This is a genomic window from Herbaspirillum huttiense (assembly GCF_047300815.1).
GTDB lineage: Bacteria > Pseudomonadota > Gammaproteobacteria > Burkholderiales > Burkholderiaceae_D > Herbaspirillum > Herbaspirillum huttiense_A.
On the sequence record NZ_CP178608.1, the window covers coordinates 2119281 to 2144495 of the forward strand.

The 25215-nt window shown below is 63.1% G+C and carries 21 protein-coding genes, 3 tRNA genes and 3 pseudogenes; 14 read left to right on the forward strand and 13 right to left on the reverse strand.

The genetic code is table 11. The features are described 5' to 3' along the window. The first annotated feature begins 7 nt into the window (after positions 1-7). From acpS to ACLRDN_RS09750, 8 genes are all read left to right on the forward strand, one after another. Complete coding sequence (gene acpS, locus ACLRDN_RS09715; protein ID WP_034332931.1) at positions 8-400, forward strand: holo-ACP synthase; 393 nt, start codon at positions 8-10, stop codon at positions 398-400. Next, complete coding sequence (gene nagZ, locus ACLRDN_RS09720) at positions 397-1425, forward strand: beta-N-acetylhexosaminidase (RefSeq protein ID WP_413459945.1); 1029 nt, start codon at positions 397-399, stop codon at positions 1423-1425. Before acpS ends, nagZ begins: the two co-directional genes overlap by 4 nt. Before the next feature lie 17 nt (positions 1426-1442). Further along, on the forward strand, positions 1443-3308 hold the full coding sequence (uvrC, locus tag ACLRDN_RS09725) for an excinuclease ABC subunit UvrC (RefSeq protein WP_413459946.1): 1866 nt from the start codon (positions 1443-1445) through the stop codon (positions 3306-3308). Between the two features lie 123 nt (positions 3309-3431). Then, positions 3432-4022 carry a CDP-diacylglycerol--glycerol-3-phosphate 3-phosphatidyltransferase gene (gene pgsA, locus ACLRDN_RS09730; protein ID WP_039786370.1) on the forward strand — a complete coding sequence of 197 codons (591 nt, stop codon included), beginning with the start codon at positions 3432-3434 and terminating at the stop codon, positions 4020-4022. Positions 4023-4088: 66 nt separating this feature from the next. Next, positions 4089-4164 (forward strand) — tRNA-Gly (locus ACLRDN_RS09735). Between the two features lie 153 nt (positions 4165-4317). Beyond that, positions 4318-4391, forward strand: a tRNA-Cys gene (locus ACLRDN_RS09740). Between the two features lie 11 nt (positions 4392-4402). After that, positions 4403-4478: transfer RNA gene (locus ACLRDN_RS09745), tRNA-Gly, on the forward strand. Positions 4479-4704: 226 nt separating this feature from the next. Next, the gene (locus tag ACLRDN_RS09750; protein WP_012614046.1) at positions 4705-6648 is read left to right on the forward strand and encodes a tyrosine-type recombinase/integrase; all 1944 of its coding nucleotides are present in this window, start codon (positions 4705-4707) and stop codon (positions 6646-6648) included. Positions 6649-6714: 66 nt separating this feature from the next. On the opposite strand, the gene ACLRDN_RS09755 is transcribed toward ACLRDN_RS09750, so the two are convergent. Then, positions 6715-7356, reverse strand: coding sequence for a substrate-binding domain-containing protein (locus tag ACLRDN_RS09755; protein ID WP_012614047.1), 642 nt, complete (start codon positions 7354-7356; stop codon positions 6715-6717). A gap of 104 nt (positions 7357-7460) precedes the next feature. Between ACLRDN_RS09755 and ACLRDN_RS09760 the strand changes: the two genes are divergently transcribed. Beyond that, positions 7461-7754 carry a helix-turn-helix domain-containing protein gene (locus tag ACLRDN_RS09760; RefSeq protein ID WP_024082527.1) on the forward strand — a complete coding sequence of 98 codons (294 nt, stop codon included), beginning with the start codon at positions 7461-7463 and terminating at the stop codon, positions 7752-7754. Between the two features lie 26 nt (positions 7755-7780). On the opposite strand, the gene ACLRDN_RS09765 is transcribed toward ACLRDN_RS09760, so the two are convergent. Continuing rightward, positions 7781-8674 carry a LysR family transcriptional regulator gene (locus tag ACLRDN_RS09765; RefSeq protein WP_012614048.1) on the reverse strand — a complete coding sequence of 298 codons (894 nt, stop codon included), beginning with the start codon at positions 8672-8674 and terminating at the stop codon, positions 7781-7783. Between the two features lie 320 nt (positions 8675-8994). Next, positions 8995-9564: pseudogene (locus tag ACLRDN_RS09770) on the reverse strand (4-hydroxyphenylpyruvate dioxygenase family protein); the annotation flags it as partial. Between ACLRDN_RS09770 and ACLRDN_RS09775 the strand changes: the two are divergent. Together ACLRDN_RS09775 and ACLRDN_RS09780 are read left to right on the forward strand one after the other, a co-directional pair. Then, a pseudogene (locus ACLRDN_RS09775) lies at positions 9560-9808 on the forward strand (Lrp/AsnC ligand binding domain-containing protein); the annotation flags it as partial. The pseudogenes ACLRDN_RS09770 and ACLRDN_RS09775 sit on opposite strands and share 5 nt — an antisense overlap. Positions 9809-9908: 100 nt before the next feature. Beyond that, positions 9909-10103 carry a heavy-metal-associated domain-containing protein gene (locus ACLRDN_RS09780; protein WP_012614049.1) on the forward strand — a complete coding sequence of 65 codons (195 nt, stop codon included), beginning with the start codon at positions 9909-9911 and terminating at the stop codon, positions 10101-10103. Between the two features lie 74 nt (positions 10104-10177). Here ACLRDN_RS09780 and ACLRDN_RS09785 read toward each other — a convergent pair. The 4 genes and pseudogenes from ACLRDN_RS09785 to ACLRDN_RS09800 form a co-directional block, all read right to left on the reverse strand. After that, a pseudogene (locus tag ACLRDN_RS09785) lies at positions 10178-10914 on the reverse strand (MauE/DoxX family redox-associated membrane protein). A 223-nt stretch (positions 10915-11137) separates the two neighbouring features. Continuing rightward, the gene (fdx, locus tag ACLRDN_RS09790) at positions 11138-11476 is read right to left on the reverse strand and encodes an ISC system 2Fe-2S type ferredoxin (RefSeq protein ID WP_012614051.1); all 339 of its coding nucleotides are present in this window, start codon (positions 11474-11476) and stop codon (positions 11138-11140) included. Positions 11477-11491: 15 nt separating this feature from the next. Then, positions 11492-11971, reverse strand: a complete 480-nt coding sequence (gene cueR, locus ACLRDN_RS09795) for a Cu(I)-responsive transcriptional regulator (RefSeq protein ID WP_012614052.1) — start codon at positions 11969-11971, stop codon at positions 11492-11494. A gap of 15 nt (positions 11972-11986) precedes the next feature. Then, positions 11987-14482: a heavy metal translocating P-type ATPase gene (locus ACLRDN_RS09800; RefSeq protein ID WP_017511447.1), complete on the reverse strand. Its 2496-nt coding sequence runs from the start codon at positions 14480-14482 to the stop codon at positions 11987-11989. 235 nt (positions 14483-14717) lie between these two features. On the opposite strand from ACLRDN_RS09800, the gene ACLRDN_RS09805 reads away from it, so the two are divergent. Further along, the gene (locus ACLRDN_RS09805) at positions 14718-15074 is read left to right on the forward strand and encodes an ArsR/SmtB family transcription factor (RefSeq protein WP_015912826.1); all 357 of its coding nucleotides are present in this window, start codon (positions 14718-14720) and stop codon (positions 15072-15074) included. Between the two features lie 109 nt (positions 15075-15183). Here ACLRDN_RS09805 and lpdA read toward each other — a convergent pair whose 3' ends face one another. The 6 genes from lpdA to ACLRDN_RS09835 form a co-directional block, all read right to left on the reverse strand. Next, positions 15184-16611, reverse strand: coding sequence for a dihydrolipoyl dehydrogenase (gene lpdA, locus ACLRDN_RS09810; protein ID WP_015912827.1), 1428 nt, complete (start codon positions 16609-16611; stop codon positions 15184-15186). Positions 16612-16716: 105 nt separating this feature from the next. Then, positions 16717-17115, reverse strand: coding sequence for a hypothetical protein (locus tag ACLRDN_RS09815; protein ID WP_015912828.1), 399 nt, complete (start codon positions 17113-17115; stop codon positions 16717-16719). A 53-nt stretch (positions 17116-17168) separates the two neighbouring features. Further along, positions 17169-20315: an efflux RND transporter permease subunit gene (locus ACLRDN_RS09820; protein WP_012614056.1), complete on the reverse strand. Its 3147-nt coding sequence runs from the start codon at positions 20313-20315 to the stop codon at positions 17169-17171. Positions 20316-20328: 13 nt separating this feature from the next. Continuing rightward, a complete protein-coding gene (locus ACLRDN_RS09825) occupies positions 20329-21444 on the reverse strand; it encodes an efflux RND transporter periplasmic adaptor subunit (protein ID WP_003821159.1) in 1116 nt (371 codons plus the stop codon). After that, positions 21441-21992, reverse strand: coding sequence for a hypothetical protein (locus ACLRDN_RS09830; RefSeq protein WP_015912829.1), 552 nt, complete (start codon positions 21990-21992; stop codon positions 21441-21443). Before ACLRDN_RS09830 ends, ACLRDN_RS09825 begins: the two co-directional genes overlap by 4 nt. A 34-nt stretch (positions 21993-22026) precedes the next feature. Beyond that, positions 22027-23238, reverse strand: a complete 1212-nt coding sequence (locus ACLRDN_RS09835) for a TolC family protein (RefSeq protein ID WP_223656232.1) — start codon at positions 23236-23238, stop codon at positions 22027-22029. Between the two features lie 399 nt (positions 23239-23637). Between ACLRDN_RS09835 and ACLRDN_RS09840 the strand changes: the two genes are divergently transcribed. Together ACLRDN_RS09840 and ACLRDN_RS09845 are read left to right on the forward strand one after the other, a co-directional pair. Further along, complete coding sequence (locus tag ACLRDN_RS09840) at positions 23638-23895, forward strand: metal-sensing transcriptional repressor (protein WP_003821156.1); 258 nt, start codon at positions 23638-23640, stop codon at positions 23893-23895. A 9-nt stretch (positions 23896-23904) separates the two neighbouring features. Beyond that, positions 23905-25215, forward strand: a complete 1311-nt coding sequence (locus tag ACLRDN_RS09845) for an MFS transporter (protein WP_003821155.1) — start codon at positions 23905-23907, stop codon at positions 25213-25215.

Consider the following 25215-nt stretch of genomic DNA (forward strand, 5'->3'; position numbering starts at 1 on the left):
GCGCCGCATGATTTACGGCATCGGTACCGACATCCTCCAGATCTCGCGCCTGGAGGCGACCCTGGGGCGTCATGGCGACCGCTTTGCCGCCAGGATCCTGGGCCCGCAGGAAATGGAAAAATACCTGCGCCGCAAGGCCAAGGTGGAAGCGCGCGGCGTGCGCTTCCTGGCCACCCGCTTCGCCGCCAAGGAAGCCTTTTCCAAGGCCATCGGCATGGGCATGCGCATGCCCATGACCTGGCGTGCCATGCAGGTGTTGAACGCGCCCAGCGGCAAGCCGGTGGTGGTCTGCAGCGGCGCCTTGCAAGAATGGATGGAAGAGCAGGGTCTGAGCGCCCAGGTTTCCGTCACCGACGAAGTGGAATACGCCGTCGCCTTTGTCATCGTGGAGAAGTCATGAATCAAGCCGTCAAGCCGCTCGGTCCGGTGATGCTGGACGTGGTCGGCACCACGCTGGACGCCGCCGATATCGCGCGCCTCCAGCACCCACTGACGGGCGGGGTCATCCTGTTTGCCCGCAACTATGAAAACCGCGCACAACTGCTTGCGCTGACCGCTGCCATTCGTCAGGCGCGTCCCGGCGTCCTGATCGCCGTGGACCACGAAGGCGGCCGCGTGCAGCGTTTCCGCACCGATGGTTTTACACGCCTGCCGGCCATGGGCCAGCTCGGCCAGCTGTGGGATCGCGACGTGCTGCAAGCCACCAAGGTGGCCACGGCCACCGGCTTCGTGCTGGCCGCCGAACTGCGCGCCTGTGGCATCGACCTGTCGTTCACCCCGGTGCTGGATCTGGATTACGGCGTCTCCAGCGTCATCGGTGACCGTTCCTTCCATCGCGATCCCCGTGTGGTCACGCTCATGGCCAAGAGCCTCAATCACGGCCTGGCGCTGGCGGGCATGGCCAATTGCGGCAAGCATTTCCCCGGCCATGGTTTCGTCACGGCCGACTCTCACGTGGCCATTCCGGTCGATGAGCGTGGCCTCGACGAGATCCTCGGCGACGATGCCACCCCCTATGACTGGCTGGGCATGAGCCTGGCCGCCGTGATGCCGGCGCACGTCATCTACCCCAAGGTGGATGCGCAACCAGCCGGTTTCTCCAAGGTCTGGCTCTCGATGCTGCGCGAGCGTTTCGGTTTCCAGGGGGTGATCTTCAGTGATGACCTCAGCATGCACGGTGCCAGTGTCGCCGGTGGTCCGCTGCAGGCCGCACAGGCGGCACTGGATGCGGGCTGCGATGTGGCGCTGATCTGCAATTCGCCGGACAAGGCCGATGCCATTCTCGCCGGTCTGCAGGGCGGCACCGACGCCGCCTCTGCCGCGCGCCGCGCGACCTTGCTGCCCTGTGGCGAGGCGCTGGCCTGGGATGCGCTGCAAGCCGATCCGCGCTACCTGGCCGCCCGCGCGCTGGTGCAGTCGCTGTAAGTTCTTCGCTTTCGCTCATGTCCGAGATTCCTGCATCCCCGCTCCCCGATCCGCGTGAAGTCGTGCTGGAGACGGTTGCCCGGCTGCCGCACCTGCCGGGTGTCTATCGCTACTTCGACGCTGAAGACAACGTGCTCTACGTGGGCAAGGCGCGCGACCTCAAGAAGCGCGTCTCCAGCTATTTCCAGAAGACCCTGACCAGCCCGCGCATCGCCATGATGGTCGAGCGCATCGCGCGCCTGGAAACCACGGTCACCCGCAGCGAGGCCGAAGCGCTGCTGCTGGAAAACAATCTCATCAAGACGCTGCGTCCGCGCTTCAACATCCTTTTTCGCGACGACAAGTCCTATCCCTACCTGAAGATCACCGGCCACGCCTTCCCGCGCATGGCCTACTATCGCGGCGCGGTGGACAAGCGCAGCCAGTATTTCGGCCCGTTCCCCAATGCCGGGGCAGTGAAGGAATCGATCCAGATCCTGCAGAAGGTGTTCCTGCTGCGCACCTGCGAAGACACCGTCTTCACCAACCGCACGCGGCCCTGCCTGCTGCACCAGATCCACCGCTGCAGCGGTCCCTGCGTGAACCTGGTCAGCCGCGAGGATTACGCACTCGACGTGGAGAACGCCTCCAAATTCCTGCGCGGCCGCCAGAGCGAAGTGATGGAAGCGTTGGAGCAGAAGATGCACGCCTTCGCCGCCGACCTGAAGTTCGAACAGGCCGCTGCGGTGCGCGACCAGATCGGTTCGCTCTCCAGCGTGCTGCACCAGCAGAGCATGGAGACGGTCAGCGACGCCGATATCGACATCATCGCCGTGACGGTGCAGGGCGGACGTGCCTGCGTGAATCTGGCGATGGTGCGCGGCGGCCGCCATCTCGGCGACCGCGCCTACTTTCCTACGCACGTGGATGATGCGATGGACACCGCCGAGGACAGCATCGAAGTGGAAGTGCTCAAGGCCTTCCTGGCCCAGCACTACATCGACAAGTTCATTCCCGGCTCGCTCATCGTCGGCACCGAGTTCGATGATCCGGCGCTGATGATGGCCTTGATGGAGCAGTGCGGCCACCGCATCACGCTGACCTTCCAGCCGCAGGGCCAGCGTCGCCAGTGGCTGGAAATGGCCGCCAAGGGGGCCGAGATCGCATTGGCACGCCTGCTGTCCGAGCAGGGTTCGCAGCAGGCCCGCACACGTGCCTTGGCTGAGGTGCTGGAACTGGAACGTGAAGATCTGGACGAACTGCGCGCAGAATGCTTCGACATCAGCCACACGCAAGGTGAAGCCACGCAAGCCTCGTGCGTGGTGTTCCATCACCATGCGATGCAGAACGGTGAATACCGTCGCTACAACATCAACGACATCACGCCCGGCGATGACTATGCCGCCATGCGCCAGGTGCTCACGCGCCGCTACGAGAAGGTCGCCAATGGCGAGGGCGTGATGCCGGACATCGTCCTCATCGACGGCGGCAAAGGCCAGGTCGAGATGGCGCGCCAGGTGCTGACCGAACTGGGCCTGGACATCAGTCTCATCGTCGGCGTAGCCAAGGGGGAAGGGCGCAAGGTCGGCCTGGAAACCCTGGTCTTTGCCGATGGCCGTGCCCCCAAGGAGCTGGGCAAGGAATCGGCCGCGCTGATGCTGATCGCCCAGATCCGCGACGAAGCACACCGCTTCGCCATCACCGGCATGCGCGCCAAGCGCGCCAAGGCACGTCAGACCTCGCGCCTGGAAGAGATCGAGGGCATCGGTGCCAAGCGCCGCCAGCGCCTGCTGGTGCGCTTCGGTGGCCTGCGCGGGGTGGTCGATGCCAGCGTGGATGACCTGGCCTCTGTGGAAGGCATCTCGCGCCAGCTGGCCGAAGAAATCTATCGCCAGTTGCATTGAGTTCTTCGCCTCTGATGACCCGTTGCTGCGCGCGCCGACGTAAAGGCGGGCGCAGCAAGGGACGACTCTGCTACTATTCGGTAAATTTTTTTTCGTGTACGCCGCTCCAACCCACCAAGACGTATGCCCTTCAATATTCCGATTCTGCTGACCTGGTTGCGGGTGGCGCTCATTCCTCTGGTCGTCGGGGTCTATTACCTGCCTGAGATCGGGCTGAACCGCTACGAGCAAGGCATCGCCGCCACGGCCGTGTTCATCGTCGCGGCCGCTACCGACTGGTTCGATGGCTTCCTGGCGCGCCGCTGGAACCAGACCTCCGCCTTTGGTGCCTTCCTCGACCCGGTGGCCGACAAGCTCATGGTCACCGGCGCCTTGCTGGTGCTGGTGCACCTGGACCGTGTGCATCCGGTGATCGCCTTCATCATCATCGGCCGCGAGATCGCCATCTCGGCGCTGCGTGAATGGATGGCCCAGATCGGCGCCTCCAAGTCGGTGGCGGTCAGTTCGCTGGGCAAGATCAAGACCACCGCCCAGATGATCGCCATCCCCATGCTGCTGTACTACGACAGCCTGTTCGGCTTCATCGATACGCGACTGTGGGGCAGCCTGCTGCTGCTGGTGGCAGCGGTGCTGACGGTGTGGTCGATGCTGTACTACCTGCGCCGCGCCATGCCGATGATCAGGGAAGCCGATGCCGGGAACAGAAAAAAATAATTAAATAATTAAGATCGATAGTTGACAAATACCAACGGCGCCTTATAATAGCGTTCTGTTTTCGATGCGGGAGTAGCTCAGTTGGTAGAGCGATACCTTGCCAAGGTATAGGTCGAGAGTTCGAGACTCTTCTCCCGCTCCAAGTTACTTGGAAAAAAGGAAGCCTGAAAAAGCTTCCTTTTTTTATTGTGATAGGTGAGCGAGCATTGAAAGTTTGGCTGCGGCGCAAGTCGATAAAAAGTCAAAAAAGATGTTTGCAAACAACACGTGTTTTAGGTAGTATGCGTGTCCCCAAGGCGGGGTAGCAAAGTGGTTATGCAGCGGCCTGCAAAGCCGTCTACGCCGGTTCGATCCCGACCCCCGCCTCCAAAACGCTCCATGCGGGAGTAGCTCAGTTGGTAGAGCGATACCTTGCCAAGGTATAGGTCGAGAGTTCGAGACTCTTCTCCCGCTCCAGATAGTGATCTACAGACTTCTACTGACGTCTGTAAGTCGTTGAAAAGAGGGGCTTTGGCCCCTTTTTTCATTCCAGCGAGCGCCACGGAAATCCACCCACAGCTACCGTTTTTGAGTGACCAATTGAGGCACAAGAATACGGTTGGGACGGCTACCGGATAGTTGCTGGGGCTGAGCGGGAACCATGACGAGCATTAGGCCTAAGTCATAACTTAGGAGCCTCGAAATGGCACTCTCTGATCTGACAGTCCGGCAGGCAAGAACCACCGGCAAGCGCTACACCCTCTCCGATAACGACTGCCTGGGCCTGATGGTCTCTGCCGCAGGCGGCAAGTCGTGGATCTTCCGATACTACTGGCTGGGCAAGCAAAAGCGCATGTCCCTGGGTGGCTATCCCGCCCTCAGTCTGCGCGAGGCCCGCGCCGAGCGGGACAAGGCTCAGGTTCTGCTCGCCAAGGGCATTGATCCCCAAATCGAACGCGACCAGCGCCGGCACGCGGCCAAGCTGGCGGGCGAATACACCTTCAAGAACGTCTTCGATGCTTGGGTCGAGCATCGCCGCAAGGAACTCAAGGAAGGCCGTCAGAGCACGCTTTCGCAGATCCTGCGCATCTTCAACAAGGACGTGCTGCCTACCCTGGGGAAGATGTCGATCTACGACATTCGACGGCCCCAGCTCGTGGGCGTCGTGGCGGCGATCGAGAAACGCAAGGCGTTCACCACCGCCGAGAAGGTCCGCACCTGGTTCAACCAGATGTTCCGCTATGCCCTGGTCATCGCCGAAGGGCTGGAAGTCAATCCGGCCGCGGACCTGGACGTGGTGGCCGAGCCCAAGCCCCCGGTGGCCCACAACCCCTATCTGCACCTGCCCGAGCTGCCCGAGTTCCTTCAGAAGCTCCGGCGCTACAACCCCCGGGGCTGGCAGACCCAGCTTGGCGTCCGGCTGCTGTTCCTGACGGGGGTGCGCACGGGCGAGTTGCGCCTGGCCGAGCCTGAGCAATTCGACCTCGACCGCGGCTTGTGGATCATCCCGCCGCAGGTCGTCAAGCAACTCCAGGACGAAATGCGCAAGGCCGGCAAGCGGCCGCAGGACGTGCCGCCCTACATCGTGCCCCTGTCCCTGCAGGCCATCGAGATCGTGCGCTATCTCCTGGGCGTGATGCGTCCAGCGCAGAAGTACCTGCTGTCGCATCGCAGCGAACTCAAGAAGCGCATCAGCGAGAACACCCTCAACAAGGCCGTGCAGCTCATGGGCTACGAGGGGCGCCTGACCGGCCACGGCATCCGCGGCACCATCTCGACCGCGCTCAACGAGATCGGATACCCGAAGATTTGGGTGGACGCTCAGCTTTCGCACTCCGACCCCAACAAGGTGAGTTCGGCCTACAACCACGCCAAGTACGTGGAGCCTCGGCGTCGCATGATGCAGGACTGGGCAGACCGTCTTGACCTGCTCGAACAGGGTGAAGTCGAAGCCGCGAGCGCGCATCTGACCATCCGTATCGACGGGGTGCCGGCAATGGCGGAAGTGGAGGAAGTGGTGGGCGCGGTCTCCACGACTGCTGAGCCTGTTGTCCCCGGCGTGCCGCCCGTGGTGGCCACGCCTATCGTCGTGACCCCCAACAGCGGCGGAATCATGTTCCAGCGGCTGTCGCAGGTGCCGCCGCCTCCGGTGCATGCCCCGGAGCCGGAAGTCTCCGCGATCCAGCGCGAGCGCGAGGAAATGCTGGCCATCTACGAGTCGCCGAACAATCTGCCGGTCCCGCTGTTCGGCAAGCTGGCCGGGAAGTCCAAGGACCAGATCAACCGCGAGCTGAAGGCGGGCAAGCTGCTGTCGATCAGCCTGGGCAACCGGGGGCAGCGGGTTCCCGACTGGCAACTGGTGCCGCTCAAGCACAAGCTGGCCCAAGTGCTCATGAACCAATGCCCGCACGCCGATTCGTGGGACCTGTACCGCATGCTGACCCAGCCTCACCCCGACCTGGGTGATCGTGCGGCCATTGATGCGGTCACGCCAACGAACGTGCCCGCAATCATCCGGGTTCTCATGGGCGACTACCAGCACCATGCGGATGTGCCCGAGGCCGTTGCCCCGCGGCCCATCCCCGAGGACGTGCGGCAGAGCGTCCGCCGACTGGTGGACAGCGCAGCGGTGCTTGAAGGGGTCTAGTCCGGTCTAGTCCCATGCTGCAACCTATGGCCGGGATGAGACGGCTCCGGCCTATAGGAGTGCCTGCTACAGGGCGCCTGCCTCGGCGATCTGCAGCGCCCTGCGCTCGAAACGCTTGGCAGCAGAATCTGCTTGCGCGTGGGGCCGTTGGAGGTACGTCACGATCTCATAGGGGCCATCGGCGAGCGGTCGCATGCTTACCCCCCATTGATGGGCACGCTCGATGCGCGATTGCGCGCATACGCCGATGCCGTAGCCGGCTGAAACCCACAGCGCCATCATCTCGAATGAAGTTGCAGGCAGGATGTTCTCTTGGTCCACTGGCATCAGGGAGGCCAACCTCTCGTCCAGCAAGGGACAAGCCTCCGCCTGCCAGCGATAGATTGGATAGTCCTGAAGATCGGAGATGGTGAGCTTCGCCTGATCAACCAAACGGAACCGCGGTGGTATCGCGACGGCCATGCTTTCGCACCACAGCCTCCGGCTACTCGTCAGGTGATCCCCCGCACTGCTAAGAGATAGCCCCGCGTCGTAGCGGCCCTCATGCAGGCCCGTTACCAGCTCTTGATCCGAAACTTCACGCACGGCGATCGCGACACCCGGCTCGTGCGCTCGCTGCAGTGCAAGCAGCGCCGACAGCCGTGAAGACGGCACACCTGGCGCTATGGCGAGTGTGAAATTCGGGGACGGTCTGATGGCGTTGTGCATGGATGCCCCCAAGAGGCAACGGGATCGAAAAGAGCAGCCGACATCATACTCAAGAGATATCTTTAACGTGGTTAAAGATCAGTGATTCCATGACGCTTCTGCGAATGCAGAAGCGCACTATTCGGCCTGGACGGCCCGCCGGAGTAACCACCTATGAGTCCGCACCGGCGTTGGCGTTCGGGCAAGCGGTGCGAGCCGCTCGCCTGGCTCAGGGGATTGCTCAGGATGAGTTCGCGGGCTTGGCGGGGATCGCGCGCTCGCACATGGGCAAGATTGAGCGCGGCGAGCACATGCCGACACTCGCTCTCATTCTAAAAATTTCCCTGGCTCTCAAGATCAGCTCGGCCGAACTGATGACGGCCACGGAGCGCAACCTCTACCTTCAGGGCGATGCGTGACGCCGGATGTGGCGCAGGCGTCGTAGCTAATCGCTCTTTGGCGAACGCAAACGCTCGATGAAGCGCTCTACGGGTGCGGATAGTCCGCTACCGCCTTCGGGCCGAAGCAGGTAGGTGATGATGACGGCCGAATCGAGCGCCAACGGCCGGATCACCACGTCGGGACGTTGACACGCCGCGATTCGGGTCGCCGTTGCGAAGCCGATGCCGTAACCAGCTCCGACCAATGTGAGCATCATGTCCAGCGACGAGACATGCTCAACGATGGTGGACTCGCGCTCCAGGGGATGTAGCAGCCGGGTCAATTCGCGGCAGTAGCCCTCGCAAAGCTGCGGATCGCACATCACCAGCGGGTAACTCACGAGTTCACGTAGCGACACTTCCTTGTGGGCCAGCAACGGGTGCCGGATCGGCACGGTCACCACCAGCGGGTCCTGCCAGATGGGCTCCGTCACCAGTCCGTCGCCGACGTCCGCGGTGTGTGCGAAACCGATCGCGAAGTCGCCGGATCGCAGTCCCCGCAACTGTTCCGCCAGGGTGACCTCGGAGAGCCGTATTTCGATCTCCGGCTCCTCCTGGCGGCACAGGGCAAGAAGTGCAGACAGCCGCGGGTCGATGGCGCCATCGGAGATGGCGATGCGCACGCTGCCTCTTAGGCCTGCGGCGATCGCCCTGACGTTTTCTCGTGCCTGCTCCAGGTTGGTGAACAGCCTGCGAATGTCCTGAAGGAAGGTGGTGCCCGCTGGCGTCAACCGCGTTCCCCGCCGATCGCGGTCAAAGAGCAGCACCCCCAGTTCGTCTTCCAATTCCTTGATCGTGCGGGACAGCGGCGGCTGCTCGATGTGCAAGCGCTCCGCAGCACGGGTGAAATGCAGCTCTTCGGCGAGAGCCACGAAGCAGCGCAAATGACGAAGTTCCATGGGCACGTCCTTCAGCAATCCTGGTCATTGGGTTGGCCACGGCGCATTGCTGCCGAAGTGCGCTTAGAGGGGGCGACGTAGTGCTGGGTCCCTCTTCAGGGCGAGGAAAAAGGCCATCGGTGTATCTGAATAAGAATACATATGTTCATGTATTAACTCAAGTCAAGGGCGGTAGCAACTGTTTCGGAACGTGACGCCGAAGCCAACCCGCTCAATGCTTGAGCGGCTAAGGCAGTACTGACGCCAAAGTAGCGCGAGCCCACAGAGGGGCTCGCGAGATGTAGGACTGAAGGCGCTCTGCCTTCATGGAAAGGCCCAAATCAGGCCGGGTTGATTTCCAACGAGCCACGGTTGATCTGGTCGCGTTCCATCGACTCGAACAAGGCACCGAAGTTTCCTTCGCCGAAGCCCTCGCGGTAGTTGCCCTTGCGCTCGATGAACTCGAAGAACACCGGGCCAAGCAGCGGCTCGGAGAATATCTGCAGCAGCAGGCGGGGCTGGCCGCCTTCGGTCGTGCCGTCGAGCAGAATGCCGCGCGCCTGCAACTCGGGTACGGGCTGGCCATGGCCGGGCAGGCGCTTTTCCAAGTTTGCGTAATAGATGTCGTTGGGGGCGGTCAGCAGCGGGATACCGGCCATCTGCACGCGGTCGAGCGCATCGAGTAGGTTGTCGCACAGCAGGGCGATGTGCTGGATGCCCTCGCCGCTGAACTGCATCAAGAATTCCTCAATCTGGCCGCCGCCCTGGCGTGCTTCCTCGTTCAGCGGGATGCGGATCAGGCCGTCCGGCGCGCTCATCGCCTTGGAGGCTAGGCCGGTGTACTCGCCGTTGATGTCGAAGTAGCGGATCTCTTGGAAGTTGAAGAACTTCGTGTAGAAGTCGGCCCAGTACTCCGACTCGCACAAGCGCAATCCCATGGACGTGTTCCGCGCGTCTGTCCAGAACTGGCCAGAGGTTGTGGAGTGCCATGCGCTGACCGGCGACATGGACTATCTGCTGCGGGTGGTCGTCATGGACATGGCTCACTACTCCCGCTTCGTGCTCGACACGCTGCTCAAGCACCCCAGCGTGCAGGACTGCAAGACCAGCTTCGTGCTGGATCGCGTAAAGAGCACCACGGCCTTGCCCCTATGAGCATTCGGCCGGTTGGTGTGGCGGGGATGCAAATAGCGATTGACCTTCCAACGGTGGCAAGGAGCACACTTCAAACACCCCAACCCGAAAGGAGTTTTCCATGCAATTCCATCTCGAAGACATGACCTGCGGCGGCTGCGCCCGCACTGTGACGAAAACGATCCAAATGATCGACCCCAACGCCAAGATCGTCACGGACCCGCCGACCCGCCGTGTCGAGGTCCAGACCTCGGCCTCGCAAGAGCAGATCGCCGCGGCCCTGAGCGAAGCTGGCTTCCCGCCGCGCGCGCAGTAACACCGCATCGTGGCCGGCATGCACACAGGACGGCCGATGCGAGCACGTGCGCTGCGCCGTACCTGGCGCGGCGCTCAGTGCATCCCAAGGTAGGCCGACCTTGGCCACAGGGCCATCGCCACCATCATCAGGTTCTCGGTCAGGGACACGAAGCCCAGCGGCACGTTGCTGTCCCCGCCCACGCAGGCGCACTTGAGTTCCCGGCGATCGACATAGACCGCCTTGAAAACCGACACGGCCCCGACGGTCCCGATGAACAGCGCCAACGGAATCGACACCCACATCCCCACGCCCGCGACCATCTGGACGCCTGCGATGGCCTCCGCGAACGGGTAGAAATAGGCATACCGAACCCAGCGCTTGGCCAGCAGGTCGTCGCGAAGCCGTCCACGTCCTTGAGCTTCTGCAGCGCCAGGAGGCACATGGCAAAGGCCACGAACCACTCTGCCGCCTGAATGCTCTAGACTTGGCCGAAGGCCGCCCAGCTCGCCGCCAGCGCCATTGCGGCCGCCGTGGCGAACAGCGCGATCACAGGGGTCTAGGTCACGGCGTTCTTGTCCTTCACGGACATGCCGAAGAATTTGCGTAGGTCGTCGTAGCCGCCCACGCGCCGCCCGTTTATGAAGACCTGGGGCGTGGTCTCGATGCCATGCTCCTTCTTGAACGCATCCGTCTGCTCGCGGCTTGCCAAGTGTTTGTCCTCGACCTCGTAGCCCTTGCGGTTGAGCAGATCGAGCGACTTCAGCCCGTAGGGGCAGGTATGGCCGGGCATGACCATTCGGTAGAGCGTGGCTAGCTTGGGCGCAGACATGCAGGACTTCTCCTGTGGGACTTTCCATGGGCCGGCCGTCACGGATTTAAGGACGTTGATGACCTTTCCAGCCTAACCGACGACCGTGCAAAGGGAGTGTAGACACCTGGCTCGCGGGTTGGTCTGGCCCACGGGTTGGTTATCTGGCGGCAATGCCGTCAGTCCTCCATCTGCCAGAGCAACCCTGCCGCAGGCCGGTGCGCCTGAGGCAGCACGCAGGCTCCTAGTGGTTCTCCTTGGCATGGTTGATCGTGTACTTGGGGATCTCGACGGTCAGGTCTTCGGTCGCAACGATGGCCTGGCAGCTCAGCCGCGACTGCGCCTCCAGTCCCCAGGCCCGGTCGAGCAGATCGTCCTCGCATTCCTCGACTTCGTTTAGAGAATCGAACCCCTTGCGCACGATGCAGTGACAGGTCGTGCAGGCACAGCTCATGTCGCAGGCATGCTCGATCTCGATGCCGTTGTCCAGCAGGGCCTCGCAGATCGAAGTGCCTGCTGGCACGTTCAGTTCGGCTCCCTCAGGCGCCAGTTCAGGATGGGGCAAGACGGTGATTTTGGGCATATCTCTCCTGGCTGCTCAGTGCGCACACGGCTTTTTTCCTGCTGCGTTGGCTCGCGCGCGGCGCGGCACTGCGCCAGTGCGCGCTTCGGGCTTGTTGTCACTGATATCGGGCTGCTCCAGCGTGTGCAGGATCGGGCAGTCGGGCCGTTCGTCGCCGGCGCAACACCGGATCAGCGCCTTGAGCGTCGCGGCCATCTCCAGCATGCTCTCGATGCGCCGGTCCAACTCGTCGATGTGTTGCTGGGCCAGACGCTTTACATCAGCACTCTGGCGCGACTTGTCATTCCACAGTCCCAGCAAGTCCGTGATCTCGGCCACCGAGAAGCCGAGGTCGCGCGAACGCCGGATGAAATGCAACCGGTGAACGTCGTCCTGGGTATAGGCGCGGTAGCCCGAATCGGTGCGGTCAGCCGGAGGGATCAGACCGATTTGCTCGTAGTAGCGGATCATTTTGGCCGAGACCTTCGAGGCCTTGGATGCTTCACCGATGTTCATGGTGTTCCTCCTTTCTCAATGAGCGGTATCCGCCGCCAGCGGCGGCTGGAAGCGGCGCAGGCGCAGCGCGTTGCCGAGCACGAACACGCTGGACAGCGCCATCGCGCCAGCCGCGAAGATCGGCGACAACAGCACACCGTATGCGGGGTACAGGACGCCAGCGGCCACCGGGATCAGGGCCGTGTTGTAGCCAAACGCCCAGAACAGGTTCTGGCGGATGTTGCCGATGGTCGCCTTGGACAGCGCGATGGCGTTGGGCACGCCCTGCAGGTTGCCCGACATCAGCACTACGTCGGCCGACTCCACCGCCACGTCGGTGCCGGTGCCGATGGCCAGGCCCACGTCGGCCTCGGCCAGCGCCGGGGCGTCGTTGATGCCGTCGCCCACGTAGGCGATCTGGCCGTGGCTGGCTTTCAGCCGGCGCACGGCTTCGACCTTGCCCTCGGGCAGCACTTCGGCCACCACCTCGTCGATGCCCAGTTGCTTGGCGATGGCCTGCGCGGTACGCGCGTTGTCGCCGGTGATCATCGCCACCTTCAGGCCGAGCTGGTGCAACGCGGCAATGGCCGCGGGCGTGCTGGACTTGATCGGATCGGCCACCGCGATGATGGCGGCCAGCCGGCCGTCGATCGCGGCGTACAGCGGTGACTTGCCCTCGTTGCCCAGGCGCTCGGCCGTGCGAGCGAAGCTGCCCACGTCCAACCCCAGCTCACGCATGAAGCGATCGGCACCGACCTCGACACGCGCGCCGTCCACGGTGGCGCGCACGCCCATGCCCGTGACCGAATCGAAGTCTGTCATCGTCGGCAGCGCGATGCCACCTTCCACGGCCGACTCGACGATGGCGCGTGCGATCGGATGCTCCGAGCGCGATTCGACAGCGGCGACCTTCGCCAGCACCTGGTTGCGGTCAAAGCCGTCGGCAATCTCCAGGTCGGTCAGGACCGGGCGGCCCTCGGTCAGCGTGCCGGTCTTGTCCACGGCCACCACCTTGGCGTCCTTGAGCAGTTGCAGGGCTTCACCCTTGCGGAACAGCACGCCCATCTCGGCGCCCCGGCCCGTGCCGACCATGATGGAGGTCGGCGTCGCCAAACCCATGGCGCAAGGGCAGGCAATGATCAGCACCGCCACGGCATTGACCAGCGCGAAGGACAGCGCGGGCGACGGGCCGAACACCAGCCAGACCAGGAAGGTCAGCACCGCGGCCAGCATGACGGCGGGCACGAACCACAGCGTCACCTTGTCCACCACGGCCTGGATCGGCAGCTTGGAACCTTGCGCCTGCTCGACCATGCGGATGATCTGCGCCAGCATGGTCTGACCGCCCACGGCGGTGGCACGCAGCGTCAGCGCACCCTTCTGGTTGACGGTGCCGCCGACCACGGTGCTGCCTTCCGCCTTTTCGACGGGAATCGGCTCGCCGGTGATCATCGACTCGTCCACGAAGCTGCGGCCCTCGGTCACTTCACCATCGACCGGCACGCGCTCGCCGGGGCGCACTTCCACGATGTCGCCCTGCGCCACGTCGTTGATCGGGATGTCCACGATGCGGCCGTCGCGCAGCACGTGCGCCTCCTTGGCCTGCAGGCCGATCAGGCGCTTGATGGCCTCGGAGGTGCGGCCCTTGGCCCGTGCCTCAAGAAAGCGGCCCAGCAGGATCAGCGCCACGATGACGGCTGCCGCCTCGTAGTACACGTTCACCGTGCCGGCCGGCAGCAGACTGGGCGCGAACGTGGCGACCATCGAATAACCGAAGGCCGCGGCCGTGCCGACCGCGACCAGCGAGTTCATGTCGGGACCCAGGCGGAACAGCGCCGGGAAGCCCTTCTCATAGAAGCGCCAGCCCGGAATGGCGAGCACCAGCAGGGTCAGCACGAACTGCAGATACCAGCTCTGCTGGATGCCAATGGTGGAAGCCACCCACTCGTGCATGCCGGGAATCATGTGCGAGCCCATTTCGAGCACGAACACAGGCAGCGCCAGCACGGCGGCCAGGGTCAGGTCGCGCTTGAGTTCGGCGCGCTCGGCGTCCTTTTTCTCGGCAGCTTCCTCGTCGGCCTGCATGCCTGTATCGACCGGGCTGGCCTCGTAGCCGACCTTATCGACAGCAGCAATCAGATCCTGCACGGATGCTACGCCACGCACGGTAGCGCGCTCGGTCGCCAGATTGACCACAGCCTCAGTGACGCCCGGCACCGCCTTGAGCGCCTTCTCGACGCGGCCCACGCACGAAGCGCAGGTCATGCCTCCGATCGCCAGCTCGATGGTGCCCTGAGGCACGTCGTACCCTACCTTCTCGATCGCCTGGATCAGCGCCATGCGATCGACAGGACGGTTCAGGCGAATGTCCGCTCGCTCGGTGGCGAGATTGACAGACACGCTTGCCACGCCCTCGACCTTGGCAAGGGCGGCCTCGACTCGGCCGACACAGCTTGCGCAGGTCATGCCCTCGATGGGCAGGCTGATTGCCGCTGCTTGGGCGCCAGCACTACTCGTTGTTGCCATGCTCATGGTGTGCTTCCCATAGTTGAAATTCGACATGGAGGGAGCTTAGGGTTTACCATCGTGGGAAGGTCAAGCGCTTTTTCGGATGCTGTCAGGTTTCAGAAATGACCCGGTGCACGGGGAACGGAGGCCTTGCCTGCCAGGCTCGCACTGGTTCTTTGCTGCGCGCGCCTAAGCGGCCGCTGCCTTGTTAATTCTGAAGGGCGAAAACAGCCATTCGAGGTTAGGAAATATTTTAAAAATGAATACAAGTAAGCCATTCAGTACCCCACCGAAGGGTCCCAGCGCCGATTTGGAATCGCTGTCACAGAATGACGTGACCATCTTGGCTGAGACATTCCGCCTCCTGGGTGACCCGTCCCGGCTGAGAATCATGCTGTGCTGCATGAAAGGCTCTTCCTCGGTCGGGGACATCGCTGAAACCCTCGAACTCTCGCAGTCGCTGGTGAGCCACCACCTGCGGCTGCTGCGCGGTGCTCGCCTGGTCAAGGGCGTGCGCCAAGCCAAACAGATCTTCTATGAGGTGGCGGACAAGCACGTGAACCAGGTGCTGCTGGATATGGCCACCCACATCGCGGAAGACCACAACGACGAGTAACTGTTGGGCATAGCATGCCGTTGCGGCGTGGCCTACGTTCCATGGCGATATGCGCCCCACCGCCCGCAGCTGCGTTCGGTGAGGTGGTTTGGATGCCGCTTCCGATCAATCAGAAGTTGAGCGCGCGCTTGTCCACGGCCAGCGAGGCCTCTTTGAACGTCTCGGAGAGGGTCGGATGGGCAAAGCAGATGCGGGCGATGTCTTCGCTGCTGGCCTTGAACGCCATGGCGATCACGGCCTCGGCCACCAGTTCACTGGCCTGCGGGCCGACCACATGCACGCCGAGTATCTCATCAGTGGCAGGATCGGCGATCACCTTGACGAGGCCCGGCGTGTCGCCCAGCGCACGCGCGCGGCCATTGGCCATGAACGGGAAGGAACCGATTCGATAGGCGGTGCCCTGCTCTTTGAGCTGCTGCTCGGTGCGGCCTACCCAGGCAATCTCTGGGCTGGTGTAGATGACGTTGGGGATCGTATTGAAATCGACGTGACCGTGCTGGCCGGCAATGCGCTCGGCCACTGCGACACCTTCCTCTTCCGCCTTGTGCGCCAACATCGGGCCACGCACCACGTCACCGATGGCCCAGATGCCGGGCACACTGGTGCGGCATTCATCGTCCACCAGCACGGCGCCGCGCTCATCCAGTTGGAGTCCCACGGCGGCCGGATTCAGGCCTTCGGTGTTGGGCACACGGCCGATAGCCACGATCACTTTGTCTGCCTGCAAGGACTGCGTCTGGCCCTGGCTGTCGGTGTAGTGAATAGTCACGCCAGCCTCGGTTGCATTGACTTCGCGAACCTTCGCACCTAGTTCGATCTTCAGGCCTTGCTTGTCGAACGCCTTCTTCGCCTCCTTGGCGATGGCTTGGTCGACGATTGGCAGGAAGCTGGGCAAGCCTTCGAGGATCGTGACATCCGCCCCCAGGCGGCGCCAAACGGAGCCCAGCTCCAGGCCGATCACGCCGGCACCGATGACGGCCAACCGATCGGGCACGGCCGCGATGTCCAGCGCGCCGTCGTTGGAGAGCACGACCCGCTCATCGAACGGTAGGTTGGGGAGTGGCCGCACGTTGGAGCCTGTGGCAACGATGATCTGCTTGCCCACCAAGGTAACAGCCTCATCGGCGGCGACGCTCACCTCGAAGCCACCATCGACAGTCCTGGTGAAAGACGCCAGGCCGTTGAAAAACTGGACCTTGTTTTTGCGGAACAGATAAAGGATGCCTTCGTTGCTGGACTTCACGACCTGATTCTTACGTTCCAACATCGTGGTCACATCCATGCGCAGATCACCCGTGGAGATGCCGTGCGTGCCAAAGTGGTGCTTGGCTTGTTCAAAGTTCTCTGACGACTGCAGTAGCGCTTTCGAAGGGATACAACCGATGTTGTTGCAGGTGCCGCCAGGTGCTGGCTTTCCGTCCTTGTTCTTCCAGGCATCTACACAAGCGACCTTCATGCCTAATTGGGCAGCGCGAATGGCCGCGATGTATCCGCCTGGGCCGGCACCGATAACAATGACGTCGAAATGCATTTCCATGATTTACATCTCCAAAGTTTTTGAGGAAATAGTGAGCGCCTATGTCGCGCCTTTTGTCAGGTGGTCGCCAGATTACAGCTCGTTCCCTGACGATCACGTTGAACACTACGGCAGAACGAACCGGGCGCTCGCGGTATTGCCCCCACGTTCGACTTGGACGACGGCCTTCGTGCCCTTGGCTGCGGCGAAGGTCCCGCTGCCTTCGAGGCGGCTTCCGTCCGCGGCAGGCGTGAGTTGCACCTCCTGCTTTTGTGAGCCGGTCAACAGTGTGAGCTTGGCTTTGGTGTTGCTTACATTGACCTGCTTGCCGTGGTCGCGCAGGTAGAGTTGCGCTGCTGCGGGCTGAACGACCAACTCGTAGTCCACGTCCCGGACTTCGGTCACGACGCCACCATGCAGCGGCTTGTGGTCATGCGCGTGGTCATGGTCGCCTGCGGCGAAGGCGGTGACGGATGCCAGGGCGAGGGCGGTGCCGGCCGTGAGGGAACGAAATCGAACAGACATGAAAGCTCCTATAGGGTTACGGTGGTTGAAATCGGGTGACAGAAGGCGTTGCATCAGAATGCCTCCGCGTCGCGGTCGTCCAGCAGGCGTTCGGCAGGCTTGCGGCCGAACAGCCAGAACATGGCGGGTGTAAGGAAGGTGTCTAGCAGCGTGGAGCTGACCAGCCCCGAGAAGATCACCACCGCGACGGGGTGCAGGATCTCAGTACCGGGTCGGGACGCCTCGAACAGCAGCGGGGCCAGCGCGAAGGCCGTGACCAGCGCGGTCATCAGAACCGGGGAAAGCCGTTCGAGCGAGCCACGCACGATCATCTTCTGGTCGAAGTCCTCGCCCTCCATGCGCATGAGGTTGAGGTAGTGGCTCACCTTCAGGATGCCGTTGCGCACAGAAATACCCGCGAGCGTGATGAAGCCGACCAGGGCGGCCACGGACAACGGCTGGCCAGACAGCCACAGCCCCAACACGGCGCCGACCAGGGCCAATGGAATGTTCACCATGATGAGCGCTGATAGGACGACCGACTTGTAGCGCGTGTACAACACCACGAACATGAGCGTCAGGGAGACGATGGACAGCAGGCCCACCAGTCGCGAGGCTTCCTCTTGTGCCTGGAACTGGCCGCCCAGCGTGATGAAGTAGCCTTCGGGCAAGCGCACTTCTTGGACGACGCTGCGTATGTCGGCCACTACTTCGGACAGCGGCCGTCCCTGAGCGTTGGCCGACAAAACTATGCGTCGACGGCCATCGTCGCGGCTGACCTGGTTGGGGCCGTCGCTGTCTTCGATGGTGGCAAGGCGCGACAACGGGACCCGACCCATGGGCGTGTCGATGAGGATGCGGCTCAAGCCCTCAATCGACCGCGCCTGCTCGGGCAGGCGAACCACCAGCGCGAAGCGGCGGTTGCCCTCGATGACCTCGGTGATCTTTTCGCCTTCGACCAGGCTTTGCAGCGTGGACAGAATTTGCGGTGCGGCCACGCCGTAGCGTCCCGCCGCCGCATAATCCACGCGGATTTTGATCTGCGGCGCTAGGACCTGCTTTTCGATCTCCAGGTCAGCAAGCCCCGGAATTCCGGCCAGCTTGGCGCGCAGCAGATCCGCCTGCCCGCGCAGGACGTCCAGGTCCTCGCCGAACACCTTGATGGCGATCTGCGAGCGCACCCCCGACAACATGTGGTCGATGCGGTGCGAGATCGGCTGGCCAATGCCGATGGAGCCGGGCAAGTGAGCCAGACGCGAACGGATGTCGGCGGTGATCTCCTCCATGGAGCGCTTTAGCTCCGAGGCGGGCAGCAGGCCCACGTCCAGCTCGCTGACATGCACGCCTTCGGCATGCTCGTCCAGCTCGGCCCGTCCGCTGCGCCGGCCCACGTGCTGCACCTCTGGCACCTGCGCGACCAGCAGCTCGGCTTGCTGGGCAAGCGCCGAAGATTCGGCCAGCGTCACACCGGGATTCAGGCGCAGGCCCACCAGCAACGTTCCTTCATTGAACGGGGGCAGGAACGTGGTCGGGAAGAATGGCACCGCGGCGACAGCCAGTGTGACAGCCACAGCGGCCATGCCAAGGGCGGCACGCGGCCGCTGCAAGACCCGCTGCAGGCCGCCCTGATAGCGCGTCTTCAACCAGGCTAGAAGCCGAGTGTCGCCATGGTCCAGCGTCCTCATCTTGGGCAGCAGGTAGTACGAAAGCACCGGAGTGACCGTCACAGAGACCAGCAGCGAGGCCAGCGTGGAGACGATGAAGGCGATGCCCAGCGGCACGAACAAGCGCCCCTCCATCCCCGGCAGCGCGAACAGGGGCAGGAACACCAGCACAATGATCATCGTGGCGTAGAGAATCGCCGAGCGAACCTCCATCGAGGCCCTGGCAACGATGACCAGGGGCGTCAGCCGGTTCTCAGGGTGGCGGGTGCGGTCCTCCTTGAGCCGCCGCATGATGTTCTCCACATCGACCACAGCATCGTCCACGAGACCGCCGATGGCGATCGCCAGCCCACCGAGCGTCATGGTGTTGATTGATAGGCCGAAATAGTGGAACACCAGCCCGGTCACGAAGATCGAGGCAGGAATCGCGGTCAACGCGATCACCAGGGGGCGCAAAGTGCCCAGGAAGAAGAACAGGATCACCGCCACGAAGACCGATGCGCCGATGAGCTTGCCTTGCAGCGTGCTGATGGACGCCTCGATGAAGTTGGCTTGTCGGAAGGTCACCTGTGGCTCGGCCATGCCAGCCGGCAGTGAGCCCTTCATGTCCGCCAACGCTGACTCGATCGAGCGGGTCAGTGCAATCGTATCGGCCGTGGGCTGCTTTTGGATGCCCAGGATCACGGCTGGCAGGCCCTCGAAGCCCGCATCGCCGCGCTTGATGGCTGGCGCAAACTGAACATCGGCGACCTGGTGGAGCAGGATGGGTTGGCCCGCACGCACCGCGAGAGGCAGGTTACGCAGGTCGTCGAGTCGGGACGTGCGGCCCAGGTTGCGGATCAGGTACTCGCGGCCATTGATCTCCAGGAAGCCGCCGGAAGTGTTCGCGGAGAAGCCCTTGAGAGCCGCATCCAGATCGGACGCAGTCACGCCCAGCTCTGACATTCGCGTGGTGTTGGGCTGGACCTGGAACTGACGGACCTCGCCTCCGATCGGGATGACTTGGGCAACACCAGGTATGGCCATCAGCCGGGGGCGTAGCACCCAGTCCGCGTACTCGCGAGTGTCCATGGCCGACAGCGGCGGGGCTGCGTTCTTCTGCCCTGAGGGCTTGGCACCGATGGGGATTGCAATCTGCATGATCTCGCCCATCACTGAGCTGATTGGCCCCATAGTGGGCGTCACGCCCGGGGCTAGCCCTTCCTCCATGGACGTCAGGCGTTCGGAGACCATCTGGCGCGCCCGGAAGATGTCGGTCTTCCAGTCAAATGTCACGTAGATGAAGGAAAGCCCGGCGCTGGAGACCGAGCGCACGCTTTCGACGCTGGGCAGGCCGTTCATGGCCGTTTCGAGCGGGAACGTGATGAGTTGCTCGACTTCTTCGGCAGCCATGCCGCCAGCCTCCGTCATGAGAGTGACGGTCGGCTTGTTGAGATCGGGAAAGACATCTACCGGCGTGCGCGTCAGGGTGAACGCGCCATACGCCATCAGCACCAGCGCCCCGATGATGACCAGGAGCCGGTTTCGTAAGCTATTTTCGAGAAGCCACTTGAACATGGAATGGTGCCCCTCAACGAACTTGATTGATCAGGGACGCGCCCTCGACAACCACGCGGTCGCCGTCCGCCAGGCCCGAAGTGACAGCGATGGATGCACCATCCAAAGGAGTGATGTTCACGACACGCGGCTCGAAGCGCTCGGCCTGGTCTTTGACCCAGACGATGTTCTGGTTGGCAGGGTTCTTCATCAGCGCACCGGAAGGCACGCGGTAGCCAGGTACCGTCGTCGCCTCTTGCACGAAGACCACCACCGGCATACCGACCGCCAAGCGCGAGAGGCTTTCGCTGGTGCCCTTGAACAGCATGGGCAGGGCCTGCTCGCGCAGGCTGCTGGCGGCACCGACGAAGCTCAGCGGCACCTTCTGACCGCCTACTGCGAGTGCAGCACCGGCCAGGTTCTGTGCCATTGCCGGATCGTAGGCAAGCGCCTCGATGCGCAGTTGGGTCGGATCGACCACCTCAAACACCAGTTCGCGCGCATCCACGACCTGCCCGGCAACTGCGGGGCTGGATGCGATGACGCCGCTGACTGGGGCCTTCAGTACGTCCCTGCCGGCGAGGCCCCCGCTCAAGGCGCGGGCGCGTTCGGTCAGGCTGTTCACTTCGCTTTCGGCTGCTTCGATCTCCTTGCGGGGCACGGTCTCCGACAGCTCGCGCAGCCGGGCCAAGCGCTTCTGCGCGAGCGCTTGGCCCGCACGCAGCTCGGCAACCTGGGCCATCTGGCCTGAGCGCTCCAGCACACCGCTGGCCGGTTCGATGTAAGCCAGCACCTGGCCCTTGCGCACGGATTGGCCGATCTGCGGCAGACCATCCGGCCCGGGCACCAGCCGGCCCATTACCATTGCCTGGACCTTGCCGCCTGTCGTCGGGTCCATGATTACTTTGCCAGCCAGTTCATGGCTGCGGGCCAAGGGCTCCTGCTTGATCAGCTGGGTGCGTACACCGATCTGACGTTGCGACGGTTTCGGAAGAAACACGCTGCCATCAGGCTGGCGCTGGGGGCCATTGGAAGACGCAGCCGGCGCTTCGTCGCCGTGGTCATGGCCGTCGTGAGCGAACGCGGGAGCAGCCAGAGCCAATGCAGCCGCCATGGCCGTCGTCATTAGGAAACGGAAGTTGCGCTTCATGCTGCACCTCGCAGTGCACCGTTGGTGCGTGTACGTCTGCGCAGCGCCCACGCTAGGACACCGACGCCGAGGACTGCGGCACCGCCACCTAGTACGACCACACGGCCGGATGCGACGGCATGCTCGTGTTCGGCGTCTTCGCTATGAACATCGAGAACGCCCGTCAACAGGTCCGATTGGCCCTGCGCAGTAATAGTGGCCATGATTGAGGTCTCGCCATCGGATAGCGGCTCAGTCAGATCGGCCTCGAACTCTCCAACCCCGTGTGAGCTGACCTTTACCTGTTGACCACCCAGCTCGAGGGTCAGCTCGCCATCGGTCACCGGCCGGTTGTCGGCAGCATGGTCGAGGTAGAGTGTGAGACGCTGGCCGTTCAGCACACCCACCAGTTCGAAGTCATCGGAAACTGCGGCAAAGCGCGGAAGCGCGGCCGCTGCGGGGGCAGGAGCGGCTTCGCCATGGTCATGGCCGTCGCCGGCCCACGTTGCGCTACTGCCAAGCAGGAGGCTGGACAAGGCAGCTGCACGCCAGAAAGAGGATTGCGACATTTCTAAGGTTCCAGGATGGTTGAGCGCGCGCCGATCAGCGCGTGCCGGAGATGTCAGTGAAAGTCTCGGTCGGCTGCGGCAGCGTGCCTTGTGCCTGCAACAGGGACGAGATGGCCGCGGCATGCTCCACCTTGGCGAGCAGCGCCGCGCGCTCGGCCTCGGTGGCCTCCTGCTCGATGCGAAGGCGTGTCGGCATGTCCGTCTCGCCCATCGCGAACGACTTTTGGTAGAAGGTGCGCGTTTGTTGGGCTAGTCGCTGGCGCTCCGAAGCGGCCTGCATCTGGGTGCTGGTTGCCAGTTCGCGCGATTGGGCAGTTCGAATTTCCGAGAGTAGCCGGGTGCGCTGGGCCGCGAGTGCCGACTCAGCCTCCAGTGCCTGCGCATTGGCGCTGGACAATTGCTCGGTATGACGGCTACCCGTACCGAAGGGAATGCGCACACCCACCGTGATCGTCTGGTTGTAGCGTTCGCCGTAGCCGCCCCGATCCCGCGTGGTCGCCAGGGTCAGTTCGGGGTTGGCGTACTTCTGATGGGACACCAGTTCCGCAGAGCGGCGGGCCGCCAGCGCCTTGTGCTGCAGTTCCAGCAGCGCAGGGTGGTTACCCAACAACGCGCCGGACGGCTGTGCCGATGCCGGTTGAACTCGGACACCTGACTGCTCCGGCTGCGCGGAATCGGCCTGCGACGGGATACTCTCGATGCCGGTCAGTGCCAACAACGCCTCGCGCTGCGTGATTTCTTCGGCCTGAGCAATGGCCAGGGCACTACGAGCCGACGCCAAGGCGCCATCGGCCTGGTTTCTGTCGGCTTGCGCCAGGTCGCCCGCGCGAACCCGGCGAGCCACATCTTGCGCCAACTCGTCCGCGCTGCGGGTGCGATCCTGCGCCGCCACCAATTCGGCCTGGGCACGCTGCCATGCCCACCATGCCTGGCGAACCTGTCCGGCCGTGCGTAGCTTGGCGGCCAGCATCCGGCTGGATAGCGCGAGGCTTTCCGCGTCCGCCCAGCGTGCCGACGAGGCGCGCTCACCAGGCATCCAAAGGGGAATAGCCACCCCGACTTCATATTCGCGCTGTCCGTTGCGGTTGTTGAACCGATCAGTTTTGGTGGAGGCTTCCAGCGCCATCGGACCTGCCACCCAACTGCCGGCCGTCTCTTGGCGTGCTTGGGCGGCCTGCTGCCAGGCGCCTTCTCCAGCGGCTTCTGGCTGCCGCTGCCAAGCTGACTCCCACAATTGGGCGACCATGTGGCTGTCTGGTCTGGATGGGACGTGAGGGGCGGCTACTGGCTGGGCTAGCACGGTGCCGGCCCAAAGCGTGGATACCGCCCATATCCATCCCTTGCGTATGTCTTTGCGAAGCATTCAATTCTCCATCGGTGTTGCATCAGTACTTACCCCCGGCTGGGTGTTCTCTTTCCGAGCAAGTGCTTGTCGTTGAAAAGCCACTGTTCACTGGCTTAGATATGAACAATTGTATATCTATTCATATGAATGGGAAAGAAAACCTTACATCCTTTGAGCACCAATCGCCTTAGAGAGGGCGTCGGGCGCAAGACATCGAGAGGCGAGGTGGGGCTAATCCACTGCGCAAACAGCTATGCAGACTCCTTGAGCATATCCCCCGGGGGGGGATATGATTGCTGCATGAAAGAGATGCACAAGCACACCAGCCACCCAGATCTCGTGAAACGGCTCAAGCGCGCCGAGGGTCATCTGCGACACGTCATCGGGATGATCGAAGGAGAAGAAACCTGCCTGGACATCGCTCGCCAGCTCGCTGCGGTGGAGAGCGCCGTCACAGCGGCCAAGCGCGTCCTGATCCATGACCACATCGACCACTGCCTATCTCATGATGAGGACTCCGTTCTAGCCGAAATGAAGGCGCTAACCAGACTGCTCTGAGGTCTCTCGATGCTCTCCGTCCTAAAGAACCGCACCTACCGCCACCTGTTCACCGCGCAGGTGATCGCACTCGTCGGCACAGGCCTGATGACGGTAGCGCTCGGCCTACTTGCCTACGAGCTGGCCGGGGCCGATGCAGGTGCGGTGCTCGGGTCGGCGCTGGCTATCAAGATGCTGGCCTATGTGGGAGTCGCTCCAGTCGCACAGGCCTTCGCCGACCAGTTCCCGCGACGGTCATTGCTCGTAGCGCTGGACCTGGTACGAGCGGTTGTCGCGATCTGTTTGCCCTTTGTCACCGAGGTCTGGCAGATCTATCTGCTGATCTTTGTCCTGCAAGCGGCATCCGCCGGCTTCACGCCGACTTTCCAAGCCACTATCCCGGACATCCTTCCCGATGAAGAGGACTACACGAAGGCGCTGTCGCTGTCCCGGCTGGCCTATGACCTGGAAAGCCTGATTTCCCCGATGCTGGCTGCTGCGCTGCTGACCGTCATCAGCTTTCACAACCTGTTCGCGGGAACAGTGCTCGGTTTCCTCGTTTCAGCCGCGCTCGTGGTCAGCGTGCGGTTGCCCACAACTATTCCCGGACCGCGCCGCGGCATTTGGGATCGCACGACCCGCGGCACACGCATCTATCTCGCTACGCCACGCCTGCGGGGCCTGCTGGCGATCAGCTTGGCCGTCTCGGCGGCGGGCGCCATGGTGATCGTGAACACGGTGGTTCTCGTGAAGGCGCGCTTTGGCCTAGGCGAGGTCGAAGTGGCGTCGGCACTGGCGGCATTCGGAGGCGGTTCGATGGTGGCAGCCTTCGTTCTGCCATCCTTACTGGAAAAGGTGGCCGACCGAACCGCGATGCTCACCGGCGCTACCGTACTGGTCGTGGGCACGGGGATCGGCGCACTGCTGCCGAGCTATGCATTGTTGCTGCCGCTGTGGTTGATCATCGGCTTTGGCTACAGCGTGGCGCAAACGCCATCCGGCCGTCTTCTGCGCCGCTCGGCCCATGCCGAGGACCGTCCTGCGATCTTCGCGGCACACTTCGCGCTGTCGCACGCCTGTTGGCTCATCTGCTACCCACTTGCCGGCCGCTTCGGCGCGGTCATGGGCTTGCCATCGACCTTCATTGTCATGTCCCTGGTCGGCTTGGCCGGCGTGGCGCTGACGCTCTGGCTGTGGCCGGCCAGCGACCCTTCTGACGTGGCGCATGACCACCCCAGCTTGCCGCCGGATCACCCTCATTTACGCACACACGCAGACCAAGGCAGGCACCATCACCAGCTGATTCTGGATGACCTGCACCGTATCTGGCCGAAAGGATAG

What these genes read in the sequence shown, in the direction of transcription:
- acpS (WP_034332931.1), top strand. Translation starts at nt 8, where the DNA reads ATGATTTACGGCATCGGTACCGACATCCTCCAGATCTCGCGCCTGGAG.
- nagZ (WP_413459945.1), top strand. Translation starts at nt 397, where the DNA reads ATGAATCAAGCCGTCAAGCCGCTCGGTCCGGTGATGCTGGACGTGGTC.
- uvrC (WP_413459946.1), top strand. Translation starts at nt 1,443, where the DNA reads ATGTCCGAGATTCCTGCATCCCCGCTCCCCGATCCGCGTGAAGTCGTG.
- pgsA (WP_039786370.1), top strand. Translation starts at nt 3,432, where the DNA reads ATGCCCTTCAATATTCCGATTCTGCTGACCTGGTTGCGGGTGGCGCTC.
- ACLRDN_RS09750 (WP_012614046.1), top strand. Translation starts at nt 4,705, where the DNA reads ATGGCACTCTCTGATCTGACAGTCCGGCAGGCAAGAACCACCGGCAAG.
- ACLRDN_RS09755 (WP_012614047.1), bottom strand. Translation starts at nt 7,356, where the DNA reads ATGCACAACGCCATCAGACCGTCCCCGAATTTCACACTCGCCATAGCG.
- ACLRDN_RS09760 (WP_024082527.1), top strand. Translation starts at nt 7,461, where the DNA reads ATGCAGAAGCGCACTATTCGGCCTGGACGGCCCGCCGGAGTAACCACC.
- ACLRDN_RS09765 (WP_012614048.1), bottom strand. Translation starts at nt 8,674, where the DNA reads ATGGAACTTCGTCATTTGCGCTGCTTCGTGGCTCTCGCCGAAGAGCTG.
- ACLRDN_RS09780 (WP_012614049.1), top strand. Translation starts at nt 9,909, where the DNA reads ATGCAATTCCATCTCGAAGACATGACCTGCGGCGGCTGCGCCCGCACT.
- fdx (WP_012614051.1), bottom strand. Translation starts at nt 11,476, where the DNA reads ATGCCCAAAATCACCGTCTTGCCCCATCCTGAACTGGCGCCTGAGGGA.
- cueR (WP_012614052.1), bottom strand. Translation starts at nt 11,971, where the DNA reads ATGAACATCGGTGAAGCATCCAAGGCCTCGAAGGTCTCGGCCAAAATG.
- ACLRDN_RS09800 (WP_017511447.1), bottom strand. Translation starts at nt 14,482, where the DNA reads ATGAGCATGGCAACAACGAGTAGTGCTGGCGCCCAAGCAGCGGCAATC.
- ACLRDN_RS09805 (WP_015912826.1), top strand. Translation starts at nt 14,718, where the DNA reads ATGAATACAAGTAAGCCATTCAGTACCCCACCGAAGGGTCCCAGCGCC.
- lpdA (WP_015912827.1), bottom strand. Translation starts at nt 16,611, where the DNA reads ATGGAAATGCATTTCGACGTCATTGTTATCGGTGCCGGCCCAGGCGGA.
- ACLRDN_RS09815 (WP_015912828.1), bottom strand. Translation starts at nt 17,115, where the DNA reads ATGTCTGTTCGATTTCGTTCCCTCACGGCCGGCACCGCCCTCGCCCTG.
- ACLRDN_RS09820 (WP_012614056.1), bottom strand. Translation starts at nt 20,315, where the DNA reads ATGTTCAAGTGGCTTCTCGAAAATAGCTTACGAAACCGGCTCCTGGTC.
- ACLRDN_RS09825 (WP_003821159.1), bottom strand. Translation starts at nt 21,444, where the DNA reads ATGAAGCGCAACTTCCGTTTCCTAATGACGACGGCCATGGCGGCTGCA.
- ACLRDN_RS09830 (WP_015912829.1), bottom strand. Translation starts at nt 21,992, where the DNA reads ATGTCGCAATCCTCTTTCTGGCGTGCAGCTGCCTTGTCCAGCCTCCTG.
- ACLRDN_RS09835 (WP_223656232.1), bottom strand. Translation starts at nt 23,238, where the DNA reads ATGGTCGCCCAATTGTGGGAGTCAGCTTGGCAGCGGCAGCCAGAAGCC.
- ACLRDN_RS09840 (WP_003821156.1), top strand. Translation starts at nt 23,638, where the DNA reads ATGAAAGAGATGCACAAGCACACCAGCCACCCAGATCTCGTGAAACGG.
- ACLRDN_RS09845 (WP_003821155.1), top strand. Translation starts at nt 23,905, where the DNA reads ATGCTCTCCGTCCTAAAGAACCGCACCTACCGCCACCTGTTCACCGCG.